General features: G+C 42.1%; 17 protein-coding genes and 1 pseudogene. 13 read left to right on the top strand and 5 right to left on the bottom strand.

Features of this window, described 5'->3' with window-relative positions:
• The 3 genes and pseudogenes from D2908_RS04160 to D2908_RS04150 form a co-directional block, all read right to left on the bottom strand.
• A pseudogene (locus D2908_RS04160) lies at positions 1-92 on the bottom strand (transposase); the annotation flags it as partial.
• 94 nt (positions 93-186) lie between these two features.
• Positions 187-2,130, bottom strand: coding sequence for a threonine--tRNA ligase (gene thrS, locus D2908_RS04155; protein WP_117305085.1), 1,944 nt, complete (start codon positions 2,128-2,130; stop codon positions 187-189).
• A gap of 319 nt (positions 2,131-2,449) precedes the next feature.
• Entirely contained in the window at positions 2,450-2,824 is a 375-nt protein-coding gene (locus tag D2908_RS04150; protein ID WP_117305083.1) for a hypothetical protein, read from the bottom strand.
• Between the two features lie 205 nt (positions 2,825-3,029).
• On the opposite strand from D2908_RS04150, the gene rpsO reads away from it, so the two are divergent.
• The 6 genes from rpsO (at position 3,030) to D2908_RS04120 (ending at position 8,426) form a co-directional block, all read left to right on the top strand.
• Positions 3,030-3,299, top strand: a complete 270-nt coding sequence (rpsO, locus tag D2908_RS04145) for a 30S ribosomal protein S15 (protein ID WP_001018251.1) — start codon at positions 3,030-3,032, stop codon at positions 3,297-3,299.
• A 774-nt stretch (positions 3,300-4,073) separates the two neighbouring features.
• A complete protein-coding gene (locus D2908_RS04140; protein WP_117305082.1) occupies positions 4,074-4,685 on the top strand; it encodes a CadD family cadmium resistance transporter in 612 nt (203 codons plus the stop codon).
• 234 nt (positions 4,686-4,919) lie between these two features.
• Complete coding sequence (locus tag D2908_RS04135; protein ID WP_117305080.1) at positions 4,920-5,966, top strand: iron ABC transporter permease; 1,047 nt, start codon at positions 4,920-4,922, stop codon at positions 5,964-5,966.
• A 1-nt stretch (position 5,967) separates the two neighbouring features.
• The gene (locus tag D2908_RS04130; protein ID WP_117305078.1) at positions 5,968-6,723 is read left to right on the top strand and encodes an ABC transporter ATP-binding protein; all 756 of its coding nucleotides are present in this window, start codon (positions 5,968-5,970) and stop codon (positions 6,721-6,723) included.
• Between the two features lie 19 nt (positions 6,724-6,742).
• Positions 6,743-7,753, top strand: a complete 1,011-nt coding sequence (locus D2908_RS04125; protein ID WP_117305077.1) for an ABC transporter substrate-binding protein — start codon at positions 6,743-6,745, stop codon at positions 7,751-7,753.
• Complete coding sequence (locus tag D2908_RS04120) at positions 7,734-8,426, top strand: alpha/beta hydrolase-fold protein (RefSeq protein WP_117305075.1); 693 nt, start codon at positions 7,734-7,736, stop codon at positions 8,424-8,426. The genes D2908_RS04125 and D2908_RS04120 overlap by 20 nt, the downstream gene beginning before the upstream one ends.
• A 43-nt stretch (positions 8,427-8,469) precedes the next feature.
• On the opposite strand, the gene D2908_RS04115 is transcribed toward D2908_RS04120, so the two are convergent.
• Complete coding sequence (locus D2908_RS04115) at positions 8,470-9,219, bottom strand: 1-acyl-sn-glycerol-3-phosphate acyltransferase (RefSeq protein WP_117305073.1); 750 nt, start codon at positions 9,217-9,219, stop codon at positions 8,470-8,472.
• Positions 9,220-9,352: 133 nt separating this feature from the next.
• On the opposite strand from D2908_RS04115, the gene D2908_RS04110 reads away from it, so the two are divergent.
• From D2908_RS04110 to D2908_RS04085, 6 genes are all read left to right on the top strand, one after another.
• The gene (locus D2908_RS04110) at positions 9,353-11,689 is read left to right on the top strand and encodes a cation-translocating P-type ATPase (RefSeq protein ID WP_117305101.1); all 2,337 of its coding nucleotides are present in this window, start codon (positions 9,353-9,355) and stop codon (positions 11,687-11,689) included.
• A 101-nt stretch (positions 11,690-11,790) separates the two neighbouring features.
• Positions 11,791-12,468 carry a tRNA (adenine(22)-N(1))-methyltransferase TrmK gene (locus D2908_RS04105; protein WP_117305071.1) on the top strand — a complete coding sequence of 226 codons (678 nt, stop codon included), beginning with the start codon at positions 11,791-11,793 and terminating at the stop codon, positions 12,466-12,468.
• Positions 12,455-13,252 (top strand): Nif3-like dinuclear metal center hexameric protein, encoded by a 798-nt coding sequence (locus D2908_RS04100; protein WP_117305069.1) that lies wholly within the window; start codon positions 12,455-12,457, stop codon positions 13,250-13,252. The genes D2908_RS04105 and D2908_RS04100 overlap by 14 nt, the downstream gene beginning before the upstream one ends.
• Before the next feature lie 16 nt (positions 13,253-13,268).
• Positions 13,269-14,372 carry an FAD-dependent oxidoreductase gene (locus tag D2908_RS04095; protein WP_165847436.1) on the top strand — a complete coding sequence of 368 codons (1,104 nt, stop codon included), beginning with the start codon at positions 13,269-13,271 and terminating at the stop codon, positions 14,370-14,372.
• Positions 14,373-14,627: 255 nt separating this feature from the next.
• The gene (gene galE / locus D2908_RS04090) at positions 14,628-15,647 is read left to right on the top strand and encodes a UDP-glucose 4-epimerase GalE (protein ID WP_117305065.1); all 1,020 of its coding nucleotides are present in this window, start codon (positions 14,628-14,630) and stop codon (positions 15,645-15,647) included.
• A gap of 1 nt (position 15,648) precedes the next feature.
• The gene (locus D2908_RS04085; protein WP_117305064.1) at positions 15,649-16,614 is read left to right on the top strand and encodes a glycosyltransferase family 2 protein; all 966 of its coding nucleotides are present in this window, start codon (positions 15,649-15,651) and stop codon (positions 16,612-16,614) included.
• Positions 16,615-16,671: 57 nt separating this feature from the next.
• Here the strand turns inward: D2908_RS04085 and D2908_RS04080 are convergent, their stop codons facing one another.
• A complete protein-coding gene (locus D2908_RS04080) occupies positions 16,672-16,869 on the bottom strand; it encodes a ferredoxin (protein ID WP_004235080.1) in 198 nt (65 codons plus the stop codon).
• A gap of 45 nt (positions 16,870-16,914) precedes the next feature.
• Between D2908_RS04080 and D2908_RS04075 the strand changes: the two genes are divergently transcribed.
• The gene (locus tag D2908_RS04075; RefSeq protein ID WP_165847434.1) at positions 16,915-17,406 is read left to right on the top strand and encodes an SAG1386/EF1546 family surface-associated protein; all 492 of its coding nucleotides are present in this window, start codon (positions 16,915-16,917) and stop codon (positions 17,404-17,406) included.
• Positions 17,407-17,408: the final 2 nt, after the last annotated feature.

Below are 17,408 nucleotides of genomic sequence, written 5' to 3'. Positions count from 1 at the left end.
TTTATCCCAAATTTATTTGAAAGCTTCTCTATACTATATCCTTGCTTTCTAAGTTTATAGATCTGAACTTTATCCTCATAAGTTAATTTCATAATAAAAACACCCCAAAAATTAGATTTTTTCTGTCTAACTTTTGGGGTGCAGTACAAATAGTTGTTGCTTTTTAGCTAGCTAGAATGTTATCCCTTATTTCTCAACTCGTGATTTGTTGGCGATATCAGCAAGAATCAATTCTACAAATGCATCTACCGGCATGGTTTCTGTTTCTTTTTGTCCATAGCGACGAACGTTGACAGTTCCGTCTTCCATTTCCTTGTCCCCAACGATCAATTGGTAAGGAATCTTTTGTGTTTGTGAAGCACGAATCTTGAACTGCATTTTTTCATTGCGTTCATCCACATCAGCACGAACCCCACGGTCACGGAGTTTCTTAGCTACTTCCCAAGCGTAGTCAACGTGTTTCTCGTTAGATACTGGGATGAGGGTTACTTGATGTGGTGCAAGCCATGTTGGGAAGGCACCCTTGTAGTTCTCAATCAAGATAGCTGTAAAGCGTTCCATAGTTGAGATAACCCCACGGTGGATCATAACTGGGCGATGTTCTTCACCATCAGCTCCGATGTATTTAAGGTCGAAGCGTTCTGGGAGCAAGAAGTCAAGCTGGATGGTAGAAAGAGTTTCTTCTTTTCCAAGGGCAGTCTTAACTTGGATATCCAATTTTGGTCCATAGAAGGCTGCTTCCCCTTCAGCTTCAAAGTAGTCAACGCCCATCTCATCAAGGGCAGCACGAAGCATGGTTTGGGCATTTTCCCACATTTCATCGTTATCAAAGTACTTGTGAGTATCTTGAGGGTCACGAAGAGAGAGGCGGAAACGGTACTCAGTCAAGTTGAAATCTTCATAAACATCGATAATCAACTGAAGGGCACGTTGGAATTCTTCTTGGATTTGTTCTGGAGTCACAAAGAGGTGACCGTCGTTAAGAGACATTTCACGCACACGTTGAAGACCAGTGAGGGCACCAGATTTTTCGTAACGGTGCATCATTCCGATTTCAGCGATACGGATTGGCAATTCACGGTATGAGTGAACATGGTGTTTAAAGACTTGAATGTGGTGAGGACAGTTCATTGGACGAAGAACGAATTCTTCCCCATCTCCCATATCCATAGTAGGAAACATATCTTCACGGTAGTGATCCCAGTGACCAGAAGTCTTGTAAAGTTCTACAGAAGCAAGTGGTGGAGTGTAAACGTGTTGATAGCCTGAAGCCAACTCTTTGTCTACGATGTAGCGTTCCAATTCACGACGAATAGTCGCACCATTTGGCAACCAGAATGGAAGTCCTTGGCCAACTTCTTGAGAAATCATGAAGAGGTCAAGCTCTTTACCAAGTTTACGGTGGTCACGTTCTTTGGCTTCTTCACGCATTTGAAGGTAGTTTTTCAAGTCTTTCTTGTCGAACCAAGCTGTACCGTAAATACGTTGCATCATAGCATTGTCGCTATTTCCACGCCAGTAAGCACCAGCTACGTTAAGAAGGTGGAAGATTTGGATACGACCAGTTGAAGGGACGTGTGGGCCACGGCAGAGATCCACATATTCACCTTGACGGTAGATGGTCAAACCACCCTCGTCTTCTGAGTGTTCTTCGATCAATTCTAACTTGTATGGATCGTTTTTGAAAATTTCACGCGCTTCATCTTTGGTTACTTCTTCGCGAATAGATGGGAAGTTTTCTTTAACGATTTTTTGCATTTCTTCTTCGATACGAGGAAGGTCTTCGTTAGAGATTTGACCAGCTTGGTTGTCTGTATCGTAGTAGAAACCATCTTCGATAGCTGGACCGACACCCAAGTGGATATCTGGGAAGAGACGACGAGCGGCTTGAGCGAACAAGTGTGCCGCTGAGTGACGCAAGATTGGAAGGGCATCTTCGTGATCAGGTGTTACGATTTCGATGCTACCGTCTTCAGTGATAGCACGAGTAGTATCTATGAGTTTGCCGTTAAATTTACCAGCAAGAGCTTTTTTAGCTAGGGAATTGCTGATGGATTGGGCAATTTCAAAAGTTGTAACGCCAGATTCGAATTCACGAGTAGCGCCATCTGGGAAAGTAATTTTAATCATGATGTTCTCCTTATATTAGTTATCAATAATTTCTAAAGCAGAAGTGTTTCCCTATTTTGCAGTTTTAAATAAAGAAAAACAAAAAAGCGACATCCTAAAAAGGACGTCGCAACGTGGTTCCACCTTCATTTATGTTCCTCAAAAAAGAGGGACACCTCTGATTGGCTCTAACGTGGCCACCGTTTTATGTTTGCATAAAAGTCAGTAGAGTAGTATCAGTATAGTCTTCCTATGCGTTCTCAGCAACCACGCACTCTCTGATAGAAAGGTTCTAAGTGACTTGTCTCTATGCATTATTATAGCATGATTGCGAGATTTTTCAAGGTTTTTGTGAAAGTTTTTTATTTTTCAGTTTTTGCACTAGATTCTTAATAGCGACACCGACAGCCATACCCGCGAGGGCAAAGATTTCATAGACTAGGAAGTAGAGAAGGATAAATTCTCCAAAAGTAATGATGGTAAAGCAAAAGAGGATCCCAATTCCAATGAACCACCAAACTGAGAACTTGAAACGATAAGAGTAGAATAGTGATACTATGAAAGTCACCAGTGGAGAGAAGATAATAACGTTGCTGATGGTGAGCTCCTTCAAGATATAGTTTTTAGTAATAGTCCGTAATAACAGCTCATAAAGTGGCCAATAAAAGAAAAATATGACCAGATAGTAGGGGAGATATTTGAAAAATTTACGCATGGTAATCACCTCTCTTTTCAAGATGTTTACTTAGATATCCTTCCTATAACTATTATAGCACATTTGCGGTAAGAACAGTAAATCAGTTGACAAAGATGCTTCTTCTTGGTAGAATAGGAAATGTCGTAAAGACAAATAACTTCTTCTTGGTTACAGGCATGCCAACCTGTCACTCGGATGAAGCCAAATAAAAAGGAGAAACATCATGGCAATCTCAAAAGAGAAAAAAAATGAAATCATTGCACAATATGCACGTCACGAAGGTGATACAGGTTCAGTAGAGGTTCAAGTTGCTGTCCTTACTTGGGAAATCAACCACCTTAACGAACACATCAAACAACACAAAAAAGACCACGCTACTTACCGTGGATTGATGAAGAAAATCGGTCGCCGTCGTAACTTGCTTGCATACTTGCGTAAAAACGACGTTAACCGTTACCGTGAGTTGATCAACTCTCTTGGACTTCGTCGTTAATTCAAGATACAAAGGCCGTCAAAAGTACAAAGCAAAAATAGGAAAATTGACGAAGAAACTTCAGTTTCTAGGAGATTTTATCTTTTTTGCCAAGTGCTTAGGCTGTGTTCAATTAAGCATATCTTGAAAATAAGGCTACTCTAGTTGAGTAGCTTTTTTATTTTTGTCACCTTACCTCGATATACTCAAGTATAATCTTCGGTTACGGTTCCTAGCACTGTAAGGTAAAATAAACCAGATCATCTCCCTTTGGGGAGATTTTTTGTTTCACTAACATTTTTGTACAATCTTCGCCTCGTCGCCTAGTCTATAAACGGTTTATCCAGCAAGAATCATGATGCTAAGGGCATCAAAAATCCGTATGAAAATAGGGAAACGACACCGTGTTCGATGAACACAGGGAGTTTCATCTTTTTCACTAGGATTTTAGCCCGGGATCAAATCAGCTCTCTGACTTCAGAGGGCCTTTTTTTGAGGTTTTATCGGTCACAATGTTGGAGCCTACAAAAACCTCAAATGGTATCAGCTAATTGCACCATAAGGGTGCGCAGCTACTCGGAGAGCCCATACTTTACGAAGTATAGTATAGTATGTTATACTTTACATGGAAGTAGTCACCGAATTCCAGTGAGAAATTACTTTGTAACTACATTTTGAGGAGGAGTAAAATGCTTTCCTATGTTCGACATTACCCACTAGCGATAGCTAAATTAATGTGTCTGTGCTCTCCTAAAATCTGCTGATTTATTGCTGACTAATACAGGAGGTTTTTTTATGGTACAGACAATCATATCTGCTATTGGTGTTTATATTTCCACCAGTATCGATTATTTAATTATTTTAATTATTTTATTTGCACAATTATCACAGAATAAACAGAAATGGCATATTTATGCGGGGCAATATCTAGGCACAGGCTTACTTGTAGGGGCGAGTTTAGTTGCTGCTTATGTCGTTAATTTCGTGCCTGAAGAATGGATGGTTGGATTGCTCGGTTTAATCCCTATCTATTTAGGGATTCGCTTTGCAATTGTTGGAGAAGGTGAGGAAGAAGAGGAAGAAATTATTGAAAGATTAAAACAAAGCAAGTCAAATCAACTGTTTTGGACAGTTACATTGCTGACAATTGCGTCTGGCGGAGATAATTTAGGTATCTATATACCTTATTTTGCTTCGTTAGATTGGTCACAGACCCTCGTGGCGTTGCTTGTGTTTGTAATCGGCATAATTATCTTTTGCGAGATTAGTCGGGTGTTATCCTCTATTCCGTTAATATCCGAGACAATTGAAAAATACGAGCGAATCATTGTGCCCGTAGTATTCATTCTACTTGGACTATACATCATGTATGAAAATGGCACGATAGAGACTTTTCTGATCGTGTAGATTTTTTTGTTTCACTAGGTTTTTAGCCCGAGCTCAAATTAGCTCTCTGACTTCAGAGGGCTTTTTATGTTGTCGTCTTACCTTGATATACTCAAGTATTATCTTTGCTCATGCTTCCTAGCACAATAAAACCAACTATATTCATTTGTTCTCAGCTTGTTACCTAGTTGAAAATATGGTATACTTTTCATGAGAATTTTCTAAATTTTTAATATTCTATCAAAGGAGGTTTACATGCTTTCCAAATTTTCTGGAAGCCGACAAGACCTGCAATTTATGTTACTTTTAGGTATCTTGCTAGGTATTTTAGGGATTTCTCTCTTTCTAGCAGTTTCTATGGGATCCGTTGCGATTAATCTAGGAGATACCTATCGGATTATTTTGAGCAGGTTGGGATTTCCTCTGGAGATAGGAGAGGTTTCCAAGTCTACTCTTGCCATTGTATGGAACATGAGATTCCCTCGAGTATTGTTAGGTCTGATAGTAGGAGCAGGTCTTTCTATGTGTGGTAGTGTGATGCAGTCTACAGTGAACAACCCCATCGCAGAGCCTTACGTCTTAGGAATATCTGCTGGTGCAACTCTAGGGGCAACCTTGAGCATCATTCTTGGTTTAAAAGTGATGATTAGCCTTGGAGCTTTTCTTGGAGCTATTTTGGCAACAATTGCTGTTCTCATCATTGCCTCTATGCAGGGAAGGATGACGACTTCCAGTCTGATTTTATCAGGAACGGTGGTCAATGCTCTCTTTCTGGCTTTTTCAAACTTTATTATCTCAGTCGGTGCTAATGCGGATAGTGTGATGACCATTAAGTTTTGGACTATGGGCTCGCTCGCTGGGACTTCCTGGGTAGACTTGGTCCTGCCAACTATAGTAGTAGGAATGGCCTTTCTATTTTTCTCTACTCAGTATCGTGTTTTCAATGCGATGATGATGGGAGATGAGGCTGCTTTAACTTTGGGGATTCCCTTACGCTTTTATTGGTATCTTTATGTGACCATGGTGGCTGTGCTGACAGCAGTCTTAGTGGCAACCTGTGGGATTATTGGATTTGTCGGTCTGATTACTCCACATTTAGCTCGGGGGTTAGTGGGAACGAATTACAAGAGGCTTTTTCCTGTTGCAACCTTGCTAGGCTCCCTCTTCGTCATTTGGGCAGACGTATTCTCTCGTACCATCATTCAAAATGCTGAGTTGCCTATTGGTATTTTTACAGCCTTAGTAGGTGCCCCCTTCTTTATCTACATTGTTGGAGGTAGGCGAAGGGAGGTGAGGGGCTGATATGGACTTGATTTGTCAGGATGTCCACTTTGGACTAGGAGAGAAAAAAATCCTCAAAGGAGTTTCTCTTAAGGTTGAGGGGCATCAATTTCACACGATACTAGGACCAAATGGAAGTGGGAAAACCAGTCTTCTTAAACTCCTCTATCGTCAGGAAAAGGCGAACAAAGGCTTGATAAGCCTAGATGGAAAGCCGCTGGAATATTGGTCACTCAAAGAAACAGCCAAGCAAATGGCAGTTGTGACCCAGTTTAACCAGCTGCAGTTTGATTGTACAGTTGAGGAAATCGTCTTGCTGGGAAGAACTCCTCACCTCACTTTTTTACAGAAGGAAAGGGAAAGGGATTTTAAGCTCGTTCGAGATGCCCTCGTTAAGGTGGATATGCTGGAGAAGAAAACTCGTCTCTATTCGTCCCTGTCAGGGGGAGAGAAACAGCGAGTCTTACTAGCCCGAGCCTTGGCGCAAGAACCGACTCTCTTGCTCCTGGACGAACCAACCAATCACCTGGATATCAAGTATCAGCTAGACTTGTTGGCCATTGTGAAGGAGCTTAGGGTCAATGTTCTAGCTGTCCTGCATGATATTCAACTTGCTTGTCGCTATTCGGATTATCTCTATCTGATGAAAGAGGGGGAAATCCTTTACCAAGGGACTCCAAAGGAGACCATCACACCTGAGTCATTGCAAACTGTATACGGAGTTCAAAGTCAGGTGACTTGGACCGAGGATCAGCAAGCCATGATTCACTATTTATAAGAAAGAAAAGGAAAACAAAATGAAAAAAACACTCAGTATTTTACTCGTGACAGTAGCTACCCTAACCATGGCAGCTTGTGGCAATACTACTACAGAAAAAGCTACTACACAATCTAGCACAGAAACAAGTCAAAAGGCGAGCACAGAGACGACTTATCCACTAACGGTTAAAACCTATGATGCTAAGGGAAATGAAGTCGAACAAGTCTTTGACAAGGCCCCTGAAAAAGTTATCACCAACAATCTTTCAACCACTGAAATCTTATTGGAGTTAGAGCTGAAGGATAAAATTGCTGGCATGCTCAATCCTGATAATGCTGTGACGGACAAATACAAGGACGCTATTGCAGCTATTCCTCAAATCGGGGATAAAAAAACAGTGTCACAAGAGACAGTCCTTTCTTATGAGCCAGATGCGGTGATGGGGCGAAACATGATGTTTTCTGAAAAATCCTTGGGGACAGTTAGCACTTGGAATGAAAATAAAATCCCAGTCTATACGCAAAAAGCCTCTCTCTCAACGATTCAGCAAGATTTGGGAAATATCGTAGAAGATGTCAAAAATCTTGGAATGATTTTTAATGTGCAGGACAAGGCCAATGAATACGCAGCCCAATTACAAGCCAAAATTGACGCTGTTAAGAAAGCCAATCCAGCAAGCCAAGGTGAAAAGAAAAAGGCTTTGATTATGGTTGCTTATAACGACGAAACCTTCGGTGCTTACAAGTCTGCTTTGCAAGAAAGTTTGCTGAACCAACTTGGTTATACCAACGTGGCCACTGGAACATCAGGCTTGACCTTAGAAAACCTCGTGTCAATGGATCCTGAATTGATTATCTATGTAACTAGTGACCGCAATAAAAAATTGGATGCCAACGCAGTAGAGTTGATGAAAGCAAATGAAGTTTTGGAAAACGTACCTGCCATTAAGAATCAAAAAATCATGACTATCTCTTACGATGAATTGATGGACTATGGTCCAGCAGTGATTGATTCCCTTGAGAAAATTAATGACTTTATCAATAAATAATGAGTTTGATTGGGAAGGAATCCAAGTCAAGGTCAGCCTTCCTTCTAACTACAATCCCAATCAAACCTATCCAGCGATTCTCTTGAATGATGGAAACTCGGACTTCTTATCGTCCCTTTCCGAATCTGTGATTTTAGTGGGCTTGACCTCTAAAAATCGCCTAGACGACTACACTCCCTGGAAGGCAGCTGCTCTGAGAGATGGAGCTCCAGATTTTGGAGGTCAGGCCAACGACTATCATGATCATTTATTTGGAGGTCTTTTAGATAAGTTGCAGTCGCTTTATCGTCTGGACGAAACTCGCCTTGCCTACGGAGGTTATTCACTAGGTGGCTTGGCGGCAGTCTATAGTCTTTTCAGTTTTGACAAGGTTTCCTGTGTCTTTTCGATCTGCGGTTCCTTTTGGTACCCTGATTTTGTGGCTTACTGCAAGGAAGAAAATGTGAAAAATTTGGACTGTTTACTGTATTTACAGAACGGTCAAACAGAAGGAGCCCATCATACCAATCGTTTGGCTCAAGCACCAGCCTATGCTGAGCAGATTTATACCAGTCTTCAGAAACGCTATCCGAACGGTCAGTTTGTCTTTGATCCTTATGGACACCATGAACAATTAGCTGAGCGATTCCTAACTTTTTCCAGCTGGTTGGCCCAAAAATGGAAAATCAAATAAAAGATTTATCCCTTGGCAAAAGCCAAGGGATTGTTGTATGTATTTAACTAAGTTTTTCTCTTTGCTTATCTGGATTCCAGATGAAACTTGCAATAAAGCTAAAGATGATGGTTAGGATAGCGAGGATAATGGCAAGGATGAGGGCAGGAATGCGGACAAACCACCAGAGTGGATTGGGTTTTTTATCATTGTGCCATTGCTTGGTTTCTTCGTCCAAACGTTGGAATTCTGCGTGGATACGGTCTGCAACCATTTCAATCCCTTCATCATTCATTTTCTTGATGTCTGAGATATCGATAGGATTTCCAAAGTTCATATCCACACGTTCACGGCTAACCAAGCCTTTCAAAGTCATAGGACCTGTGTAGGTGACAGGCATGATACGGACCTTGGCCATCTTGGCAATCAGAGCTACGCCACCTTTTACATCGTTTGAGTGACGGCTCCCACTTGGAAACATGATGAGCGAGCGGTCACTTTTTTTGAGAACATTGATGGGATATTTGATGGCAGAAGCGCTAGGATTTTCACGGTCGATAGGAAAGGCACCACACATACGAATCCACCAGCCAAAGATACGGTTGGTAAAGAGTTCTTTTTTAGCCATAAAGATAAATTGTTTTGGCTTGGTCGCAAAGGCCATGTAAACAGGATCCCACCAGGTACGATGAGGTGCGACGAGGATATAGTTTTCATCTTGATTAGGAATTTTATCCGTATTGTGATAGTGGGCATTGCCATTGATGGACCACAAAATCAGCATGACTAGTCCACGCAAATAAGTATAAAACATGAAATCTCCTTCGATTGTATTGCTTTTATTATTATACCTTATCGAAAGACTACAGGCAAACTTTTTCAGTTATTAGTGGATAGTTTTTGGATAGAATTAGAATTCTTTTAGAAAAAATGATATGATAGAATTTATGGATAAAAATAAGATTATGGGATTAACCCAAAGAGAAGTCAAGGAAAGACAGGCTAAGGGCTTGGTCAATGATTTTACTGCTTCGGCTAGTACCAGCACTTGGCAAATCATCAAACGAAATGTCTTTACCCTTTTTAACGCTTTGAACTTTGCCATTGCTTTGGCGCTAGCCTTTGTACAGGCTTGGAGCAATTTGGTCTTCTTTGCTGTTATCTGCTTTAACGCTTTTTCAGGGATTGTGACTGAACTACGAGCCAAACACATGGTGGACAAGCTCAATCTTATGACCAAGGAAAAAGTTAAAACCATTCGTGATGGCCAAGAAGTCGCTCTTAATCCAGAAGAATTGGTGCTGGGTGATGTCATTCGTCTCTCTGCTGGGGAGCAGATTCCTAGTGATGCGCGGGTTTTGGAAGGCTTTGCGGAAGTCAATGAAGCTATGTTGACGGGTGAGAGTGATTTAGTGCAAAAGGAAGTGGATGCCTTGCTTTTGTCAGGAAGTTTCCTAGCTAGTGGGTCAGTTTTAGCTCAAGTTCACCATGTTGGTGCCGACAACTATGCTGCCAAACTCATGCTGGAAGCCAAGACCGTTAAACCCATTAACTCTCGGATCATGAAATCGCTGGACAAGTTAGCAGGTTTTACTGGGAAAATTATCATTCCTTTTGGTCTAGCTCTCTTGCTGGAAGCCTTACTTTTAAAAGGCTTGCCTCTTAAGTCGTCCGTTGTAAATTCGTCGACAGCCCTTCTGGGAATGTTGCCCAAGGGAATTGCCCTTTTGACCATTACTTCGCTCTTGACTGCAGTGATTAAGTTGGGTTTGAAAAAGGTCTTGGTGCAGGAGATGTATTCTGTTGAGACCTTGGCGCGCGTGGATATGCTCTGTTTGGACAAAACGGGCACCATCACCCAAGGAAAGATGCAGGTAGAGGCTATTCTTCCACTGACGGAAATTTACGGTGAAGAGGCTATTGCCAGCATTTTGACCAGCTATATGGCTCATAGTGATGATAAAAATCCAACAGCTCAGGCCATTCGACAGCGTTTTGTGGGAGAAGCTGCTTATCCTATGATTTCCAATCTCCCCTTCTCAAGCGACCGTAAGTGGGGGACTATGGAGTTGGACGGTTTGGGGACAGTTTTCTTAGGGGCGCCTGAGATGTTGCTGGACTCTGAAGTCCCAGAAGCCAGAGAGGCCTTGGAGAGAGGGTCACGTGTTTTGGTCTTGGCTCTCAGTCAGGAAAAACTGGACCTTCACAAACCACAGAAACCTTCTGATATTCAGGCTCTAGCCTTGCTGGAAATCTTAGATCCTATTCGAGAAGGGGCAGCAGAGACCCTGGACTATCTTCGTTCTCAGGAAGTGGGACTCAAAATTATCTCTGGTGACAATCCGGTCACTGTATCCAGTATTGCCCAGAAGGCTGGTTTTGCGGACTATCACAGCTATGTAGATTGCTCGAAAATTACGGATGAGGAATTGATTGCTGTGGCTGAAGAGACAGCTATTTTCGGACGTGTTTCCCCTCATCAAAAGAAACTCATCATCCAAACGCTGAAAAAAGCAGGGCATACAACGGCTATGACAGGGGACGGAGTCAATGATATCTTGGCTCTTCGCGAGGCGGATTGTTCTATCGTAATGGCTGAGGGAGATCCTGCGACCCGTCAGATTGCCAATCTGGTTCTCTTAAACTCTGATTTTAATGATGTTCCTGAGATTCTCTTTGAGGGTCGTCGCGTGGTCAATAACATTGCTCATATTGCACCAATTTTCTTGATAAAGACCATCTACTCATTCTTGCTCGCAGTCATTTGTATTGCTAGTGCTTTATTAGGTCGGTCTGAGTGGATTTTGATTTTCCCTTTCATCCCGATTCAGATTACCATGATCGACCAGTTCGTGGAAGGTTTCCCACCATTCGTTCTAACTTTTGAGCGAAATATCAAACCAGTTGAGCCAAACTTCCTCAGAAAATCCTTGATTCGTGCTCTACCAAGTGCTCTCATGGTTGTGTTCAGCGTTCTTTTCGTGAAACTATTTGGAAGTAGCCAAGGCTGGTCTGAGTTAGAAATGTCAACCCTCCTCTATTATCTCTTGGGGTCAATTGGTTTCTTATCTGTATTTAGAGCCTGTATGCCATTTACCCTCTGGCGTGTTCTCTTGATTGTCTGGTCTGTAGGAGGTTTCCTAGCTACAGCTCTTTTCCCAATAATTCAAAAATTGCTTGAAATTTCAACCTTGACTGGACAAACATTACCTGTTTATGGAGCCATGATGCTGATCTTTACCGTGATTTTCATCCTGACTAGTCGCTATCAAGCTAGAAAATAAAGAAAGGCTGCAATCTGTGGATTGCGGTCTTTTTAGGTGTAAGATTGCTAGCTGAAATGTGGTATAATAAGAGGTAATAGAGTTTTGGAAAGTGAGAGAAGATGATTTCAAAGAGATTAGAATTAGTGGCTTCCTTCGTGCCACAGGATGCCATTTTACTAGATGTGGGGAGTGACCATGCTTATCTGCCGATCGACTTGGTCGAAAGAGGAAAAATCAAAAGTGCCATTGCAGGTGAGGTGGTGGAAGGTCCCTACCAATCTGCAGTTAAAAATGTTGAGGCTCACGGCCTAAAGGAGAAAATCCAAGTCCGTTTAGCCAATGGCTTGGCAGCCTTTGAAGAGGCAGACCAAGTATCTGTCATTACCATTGCAGGTATGGGTGGTCGTTTGATTGCCAGGATTTTAGAAGAAGGCTTGGACAAGCTAGCAAATGTAGAGCGTTTGATTCTCCAGCCCAATAATCGTGAAGACGACTTGCGCATTTGGTTGCAAGACCATGGTTTCCAGATTGTGGCAGAAAGCATTCTAGAAGAAGCTGGTAAGTTTTACGAGATTTTGGTAGTGGAAGCAGGACAAATGAAGTTATCTGCCAGTGATGTTCGCTTTGGACCTTTCTTGTCCAAAGAAGTCAGCCCAGTCTTTGTCCAAAAATGGCAAAAAGAAGCTGTTAAGCTAGAATTTGCTCTCGGACAAATTCCAGACAAAAATCTGGAGGAACGTCAAGTTCTAGTAGATAAGATTCAAGCCATTAAGGAGGTGCTCCATGTTAGCAAGTGAAGTAATTAACGCATACGAGGCCTTTTGCCCTCAGGAATTTTCCATGGAGGGAGACAGTCGTGGCCTACAAATTGGTACTTTAGACAAGGATATCCAAAGCGTCATGGTGGCTCTCGATATTCGTGAAGAGACGGTGGCAGAGGCCATTGAAAAGGGTGTGGACTTGATTATCGTCAAGCACGCGCCGATTTTCCGTCCCATCAAGGACTTGGTAGCCAACCGTCCGCAAAATCAGATTTACATTGATCTGATCAAGCATGATGTTGCAGTTTATGTCAGCCATACCAATATTGATATTGTTGAAAATGGTCTCAATGACTGGTTCTGTCAGATGCTAGGCATTGAGGAGACGACTTATCTGCAGGAAACAGGTTCTGAACGTGGGATTGGACGTATTGGAAATATTCAGCCTCAGACTTTTGGGGAATTGGCCCAACATGTCAAGAAAGTCTTTGGTCTAGATAGTCTTCGAATGGTGCATTATCAAGAGAATGATTGGCAGAAGCCTATTTCAAGAGTGGCGATCTGTGGTGGTAGCGGGCAGTCATTTTATAAAGATGCTTTAGCTAAGGGAGCAGATGTCTATATCACTGGAGATATTTATTACCACACAGCTCAAGATATGTTGTCTGATGGTTTGCTAGCGTTAGATCCAGGCCACTATATCGAAGTTTTATTTGTAGAAAAAATTGCAGAGCTTCTTAATCAATGGAAGGAAGAAAAGGGCTGGGCAATCGATATTGTACCTAGTCAAGCATCGACCAATCCTTTCCACCATATCTAGTTAGAAAGTGAACACAATGAAAAAAGTTGCCATTATTGGAGCAGGGATTGTAGGGGCAACTGCTGCCTACTACCTCTCGAAAGAAAGTGACCTAGAGGTAACCGTCTTTGACCATGGAAAAGGTCAGGCAACCAAGGCCGCAGCAGGAATTATCAGTCCTTGGTTTTCCAAACGTCGTAATAAAGCCTGGTACAAGATGGCGCGCTTGGGGGCTGACTTTTATGTGGATTTGTTGTCTGATTTAGAGAAGTCGGGGCAAGAAATCGACTTTTACCAGCGTTCGGGAGTCTTTCTCCTGAAAAAGGATGAAACTAAGTTGGAAGAACTCTATCAACTAGCCCTCCAGCGCAGGGAAGAATCTCAATTGATAGGGCAATTAGCCATTCTGGACCAAGCATCAGCAAATGAATTATTCCCTGGTTTGCAGGGATTTGATCGCTTGCTCTATGCTTCTGGTGGAGCAAGAGTGGATGGTCAGCTTTTAGTCACTCGTTTGCTAGAAGCCAGTCAGGTCAAGCTGGTGAAAGAAAAAGTGACTCTGACACCTTTAGCATCAGGCTACCAGATTGGCGGAGAGGTGTTTGATCAGGTTATTTTGGCGACTGGAGCTTGGTTGGGACACCTGTTAGAGCCTTTAGATTATGAAGTAGATGTTCGTCCCCAAAAGGGGCAACTCCGAGATTATCAACTTGCCCAAGACATGGAAGCTTATCCTGTTGTTATGCCAGAAGGGGAGTGGGATTTGATTCCTTTTGCAGGTGGGAAATTGTCCCTAGGAGCTACTCATGAAAATGACATGGAATTTGATTTGACGGTAGATGAAACCTTGCTCCAGAAAATGGAGGAGGTAGCCTTGCCCCATTATCCAGTTTTATCTAAAGCGAATTCAAGAACTGAGCGTGTGGGAATCCGTGCCTATACCAGTGATTTCTCCCCTTTCTTTGGGCAAGTACTTGGATTAGCAGGTGTCTATGCTGCTAGTGGATTGGGTTCTTCAGGACTCACAACTGGTCCTATCATTGGCTACCATCTGGCTCAACTAATCCAAGGCAAGGAGTTGACCTTGGACCCTCTAAACTACCCAATTGAAAACTATGTCAAACGAGTAAAAAGCGAATAATACTCAATGAAAATCAAAGAATAAACTAGGAAACTAGCCGCAGGCCGCTCAATGCACTGCTTTGAGGTTTTGGGTAGAACTGACGAAGTCAGTTACATATATCTACGGCAAGGTGACGTTGACGTGGCTTGAAGAGATTTTCGAAGAGTATAAGCATTTTACTGAAATTTTATCCTACCCTCTAGGATGGCAAATGACATTCCCTATCAAAAATGGTAAAATAAGAAAAAATAATCCGAGAATCGAGGAAAGAAGATGCAAGAAAAGATTTTGGTAACGGGTGGAGCAGGTTTTATCGGAACCCACACTGTTATTGAGTTAATCCAAGCAGGTCATCAGGTTGTTGTGGTGGATAACCTTGTCAATAGCAATCGTAAAAGTTTAGAAGTTGTTGAGAGAATTACAGGAGTTGAAGTGCCTTTCTATGAAGCAGATATTCGTGATACAGATACTCTTCGTGACATTTTCAAACAGGAAGAACCAACAGGGGTCATTCACTTTGCTGGTTTGAAGGCTGTCGGTGAATCTACCCGTATCCCTCTTGCCTATTATGACAACAATATCGCTGGAACTCTTAGTCTTTTGAAGGTCATGGAAGAAAACAACTGTAAGAACATCATCTTCAGTTCTTCTGCGACAGTTTACGGAGATCCCCACACAGTACCAATCTTAGAAGATTTCCCACTTTCAGTGACCAATCCATATGGCCGCACTAAGCTTATGCTAGAGGAAATTTTGACAGATATCTACAAGGCAGACTCAGAATGGAATGTGGTCTTACTTCGTTACTTCAACCCAATCGGAGCCCATGAGAGTGGAGATTTGGGAGAAAATCCAAACGGTATTCCAAACAATCTCTTGCCATATGTGACGCAAGTAGCCGTTGGAAAATTAGAGCAAGTGCAAGTGTTTGGAGATGATTACGATACGGAAGACGGAACTGGTGTTCGTGACTATATCCACGTTGTTGATTTGGCTAAAGGTCACGTCGCAGCTCTGAAAAAAATCCAAAAAGGTTCAGGTCTAAACATTTATAACCTTGGAACAGGTAAAGGTTACTCAGTTCTTGAAATTATCCAAAACATGGAAAAAGCAGTGGGACGTCCAATTCCTTACCGCATTGTAGAACGTCGCCCAGGGGATATCGCAGCCTGCTATTCAGATCCTGCAAAAGCTAAAGCAGAACTGGGCTGGGAAGCAGAACTAGGCATCACCCAAATGTGTGAAGACGCATGGCGTTGGCAAAGCAAGCATCCAAATGGATTTGAAGACTAAGATGGTGATGTCAATCATTGTCCCCTGTTTAAACGAAGAGGAAGTACTTCCTCTTTTTTATCAGGCTTTGGAAGTTTTGATTCCTGAGTTGGGAGTAGAAATCGAGTATGTCTTTGTCGATGATGGCTCAAGCGATGGGACTTTGGAACTCTTAAAGTCCTATCGGGAGCAAAATACGGCAGTTCATTATATTTCTTTCTCTCGAAATTTTGGCAAAGAAGCAGCCCTCTATGCAGGCTTGCAATATGCGACAGGAGACCTAGTGGTGGTGATGGATGCAGATCTCCAGGATCCTCCGAGTATGTTGCTTGAGATGAAAGCTTTACTAGACCAAAATGCAGACTTAGACTGTGTTGGAACACGGAGAATCAGTCGTGAGGGAGAACCCTTCTTTCGTAGTTTCTGTGCTGATCTCTTTTACCACCTCATGCAAAAAATTAGTCCTGTTGACCTGCCATCAGGTGTCCGTGATTTTCGCATGATGAGAAGGCCTGTAGTCGATGCCATTTTAAGCTTGACCGAGTCCAATCGTTTTTCGAAGGGACTCTTTGCCTGGGTCGGTTTTAAAACCCACTATCTGGACTATCCAAATGTCGAAAGGCAGGCTGGCAAGACCAGTTGGAGTTTTAGACAACTCTTTTTCTACTCCATTGAAGGAATTGTTAATTTTTCGGATTTTCCTTTGATTATAGCCTTTGTGGCTGGTCTCCTATCCTGTTTTATTTCTCTGCTGATGACCTTTTTTGTTGTGGTTCGAACTCTCATTTTGGGCAATCCGACATCAGGTTGGACCTCTTTGATGGCTGTCATTCTCTTTCTTGGGGGAATTCAACTCTTGACCATTGGGATTCTGGGCAAGTATATTAGTAAGATTTATCTAGAGACCAAAAAAAGACCACTTTATCTTATCAAAGAAAAAAGTGGACTTCCTGATTTTACAGAAAAAAATAAAGAAAAAAGACTATAATTTTGCATGGAAATATGCTAAACTAGAAGAAGTAGAACGTTCTTGTCGATAGTAGAGTTAATCTTTAATCAAGGCACGTGTCGGACAGTTTCTAACAGCTTCTACGACGTCCTGGCTAGGAGAAATTTCTTTTTCTAGTTGATCAGGGTCATCGTAAAAGCGCACGATTCCATTATCGTGGTAATCAAATAATTCAGAATAAGTTTGGCAAAGCCCACAGGCAATGCAACGTTCAGGTATAAGTGTGATTTTCATATTTATATTGTAATAAGAAAAGTAAAAAAAAACAAGGAGTAAGGTATGGCAAAAGAACCGTGGCAAGAAGATATTTATGAGAATCAAGAAGAAACAAGAACAGAACGTCGTAAGAGAGAACAAGGTGGAGGAGTGTTGGCTAATCGTATCTTGACGATTTTAGCAAGTATTTTCTTTGTGATTGTAGTCGTGATGATTATTGTTCTTATCTATCTTTCATCGGGTGAGAGTAATCGCACGGCAGCCTTGAAAGATTTTCACGATTCAGATACAAAAGTAGAGCAAGTTTCTTCTACTTCTAGTAGTAGTTCAGAGCAGGCAGCTTCTAGTTCAGAGGAGAAGGTAGAAGAGTCATCTAGTAGCTCAGAACATCCAACTGATTCAGAAGGAACTACAAAAGTCTTGGCTGGAGAAGGAGAAGCAGCCATTGCCGCTCGTGCAGGTATCTCGATTGCTCAGTTAGAGGCTTTGAATCCTGGCCATATGGCTTCAGGATCTTGGTTTGCTAATCCAGGTGATGTTGTCAAAATCAAATAGGA

This window comes from Streptococcus sp. LQJ-218 (assembly GCF_003428885.1).
Taxonomy (GTDB): Bacteria; Bacillota; Bacilli; order Lactobacillales; family Streptococcaceae; genus Streptococcus.
Note: the sequence above shows the minus strand (reverse complement) of the source record. Positions and strands in the feature narration are given on the sequence as shown.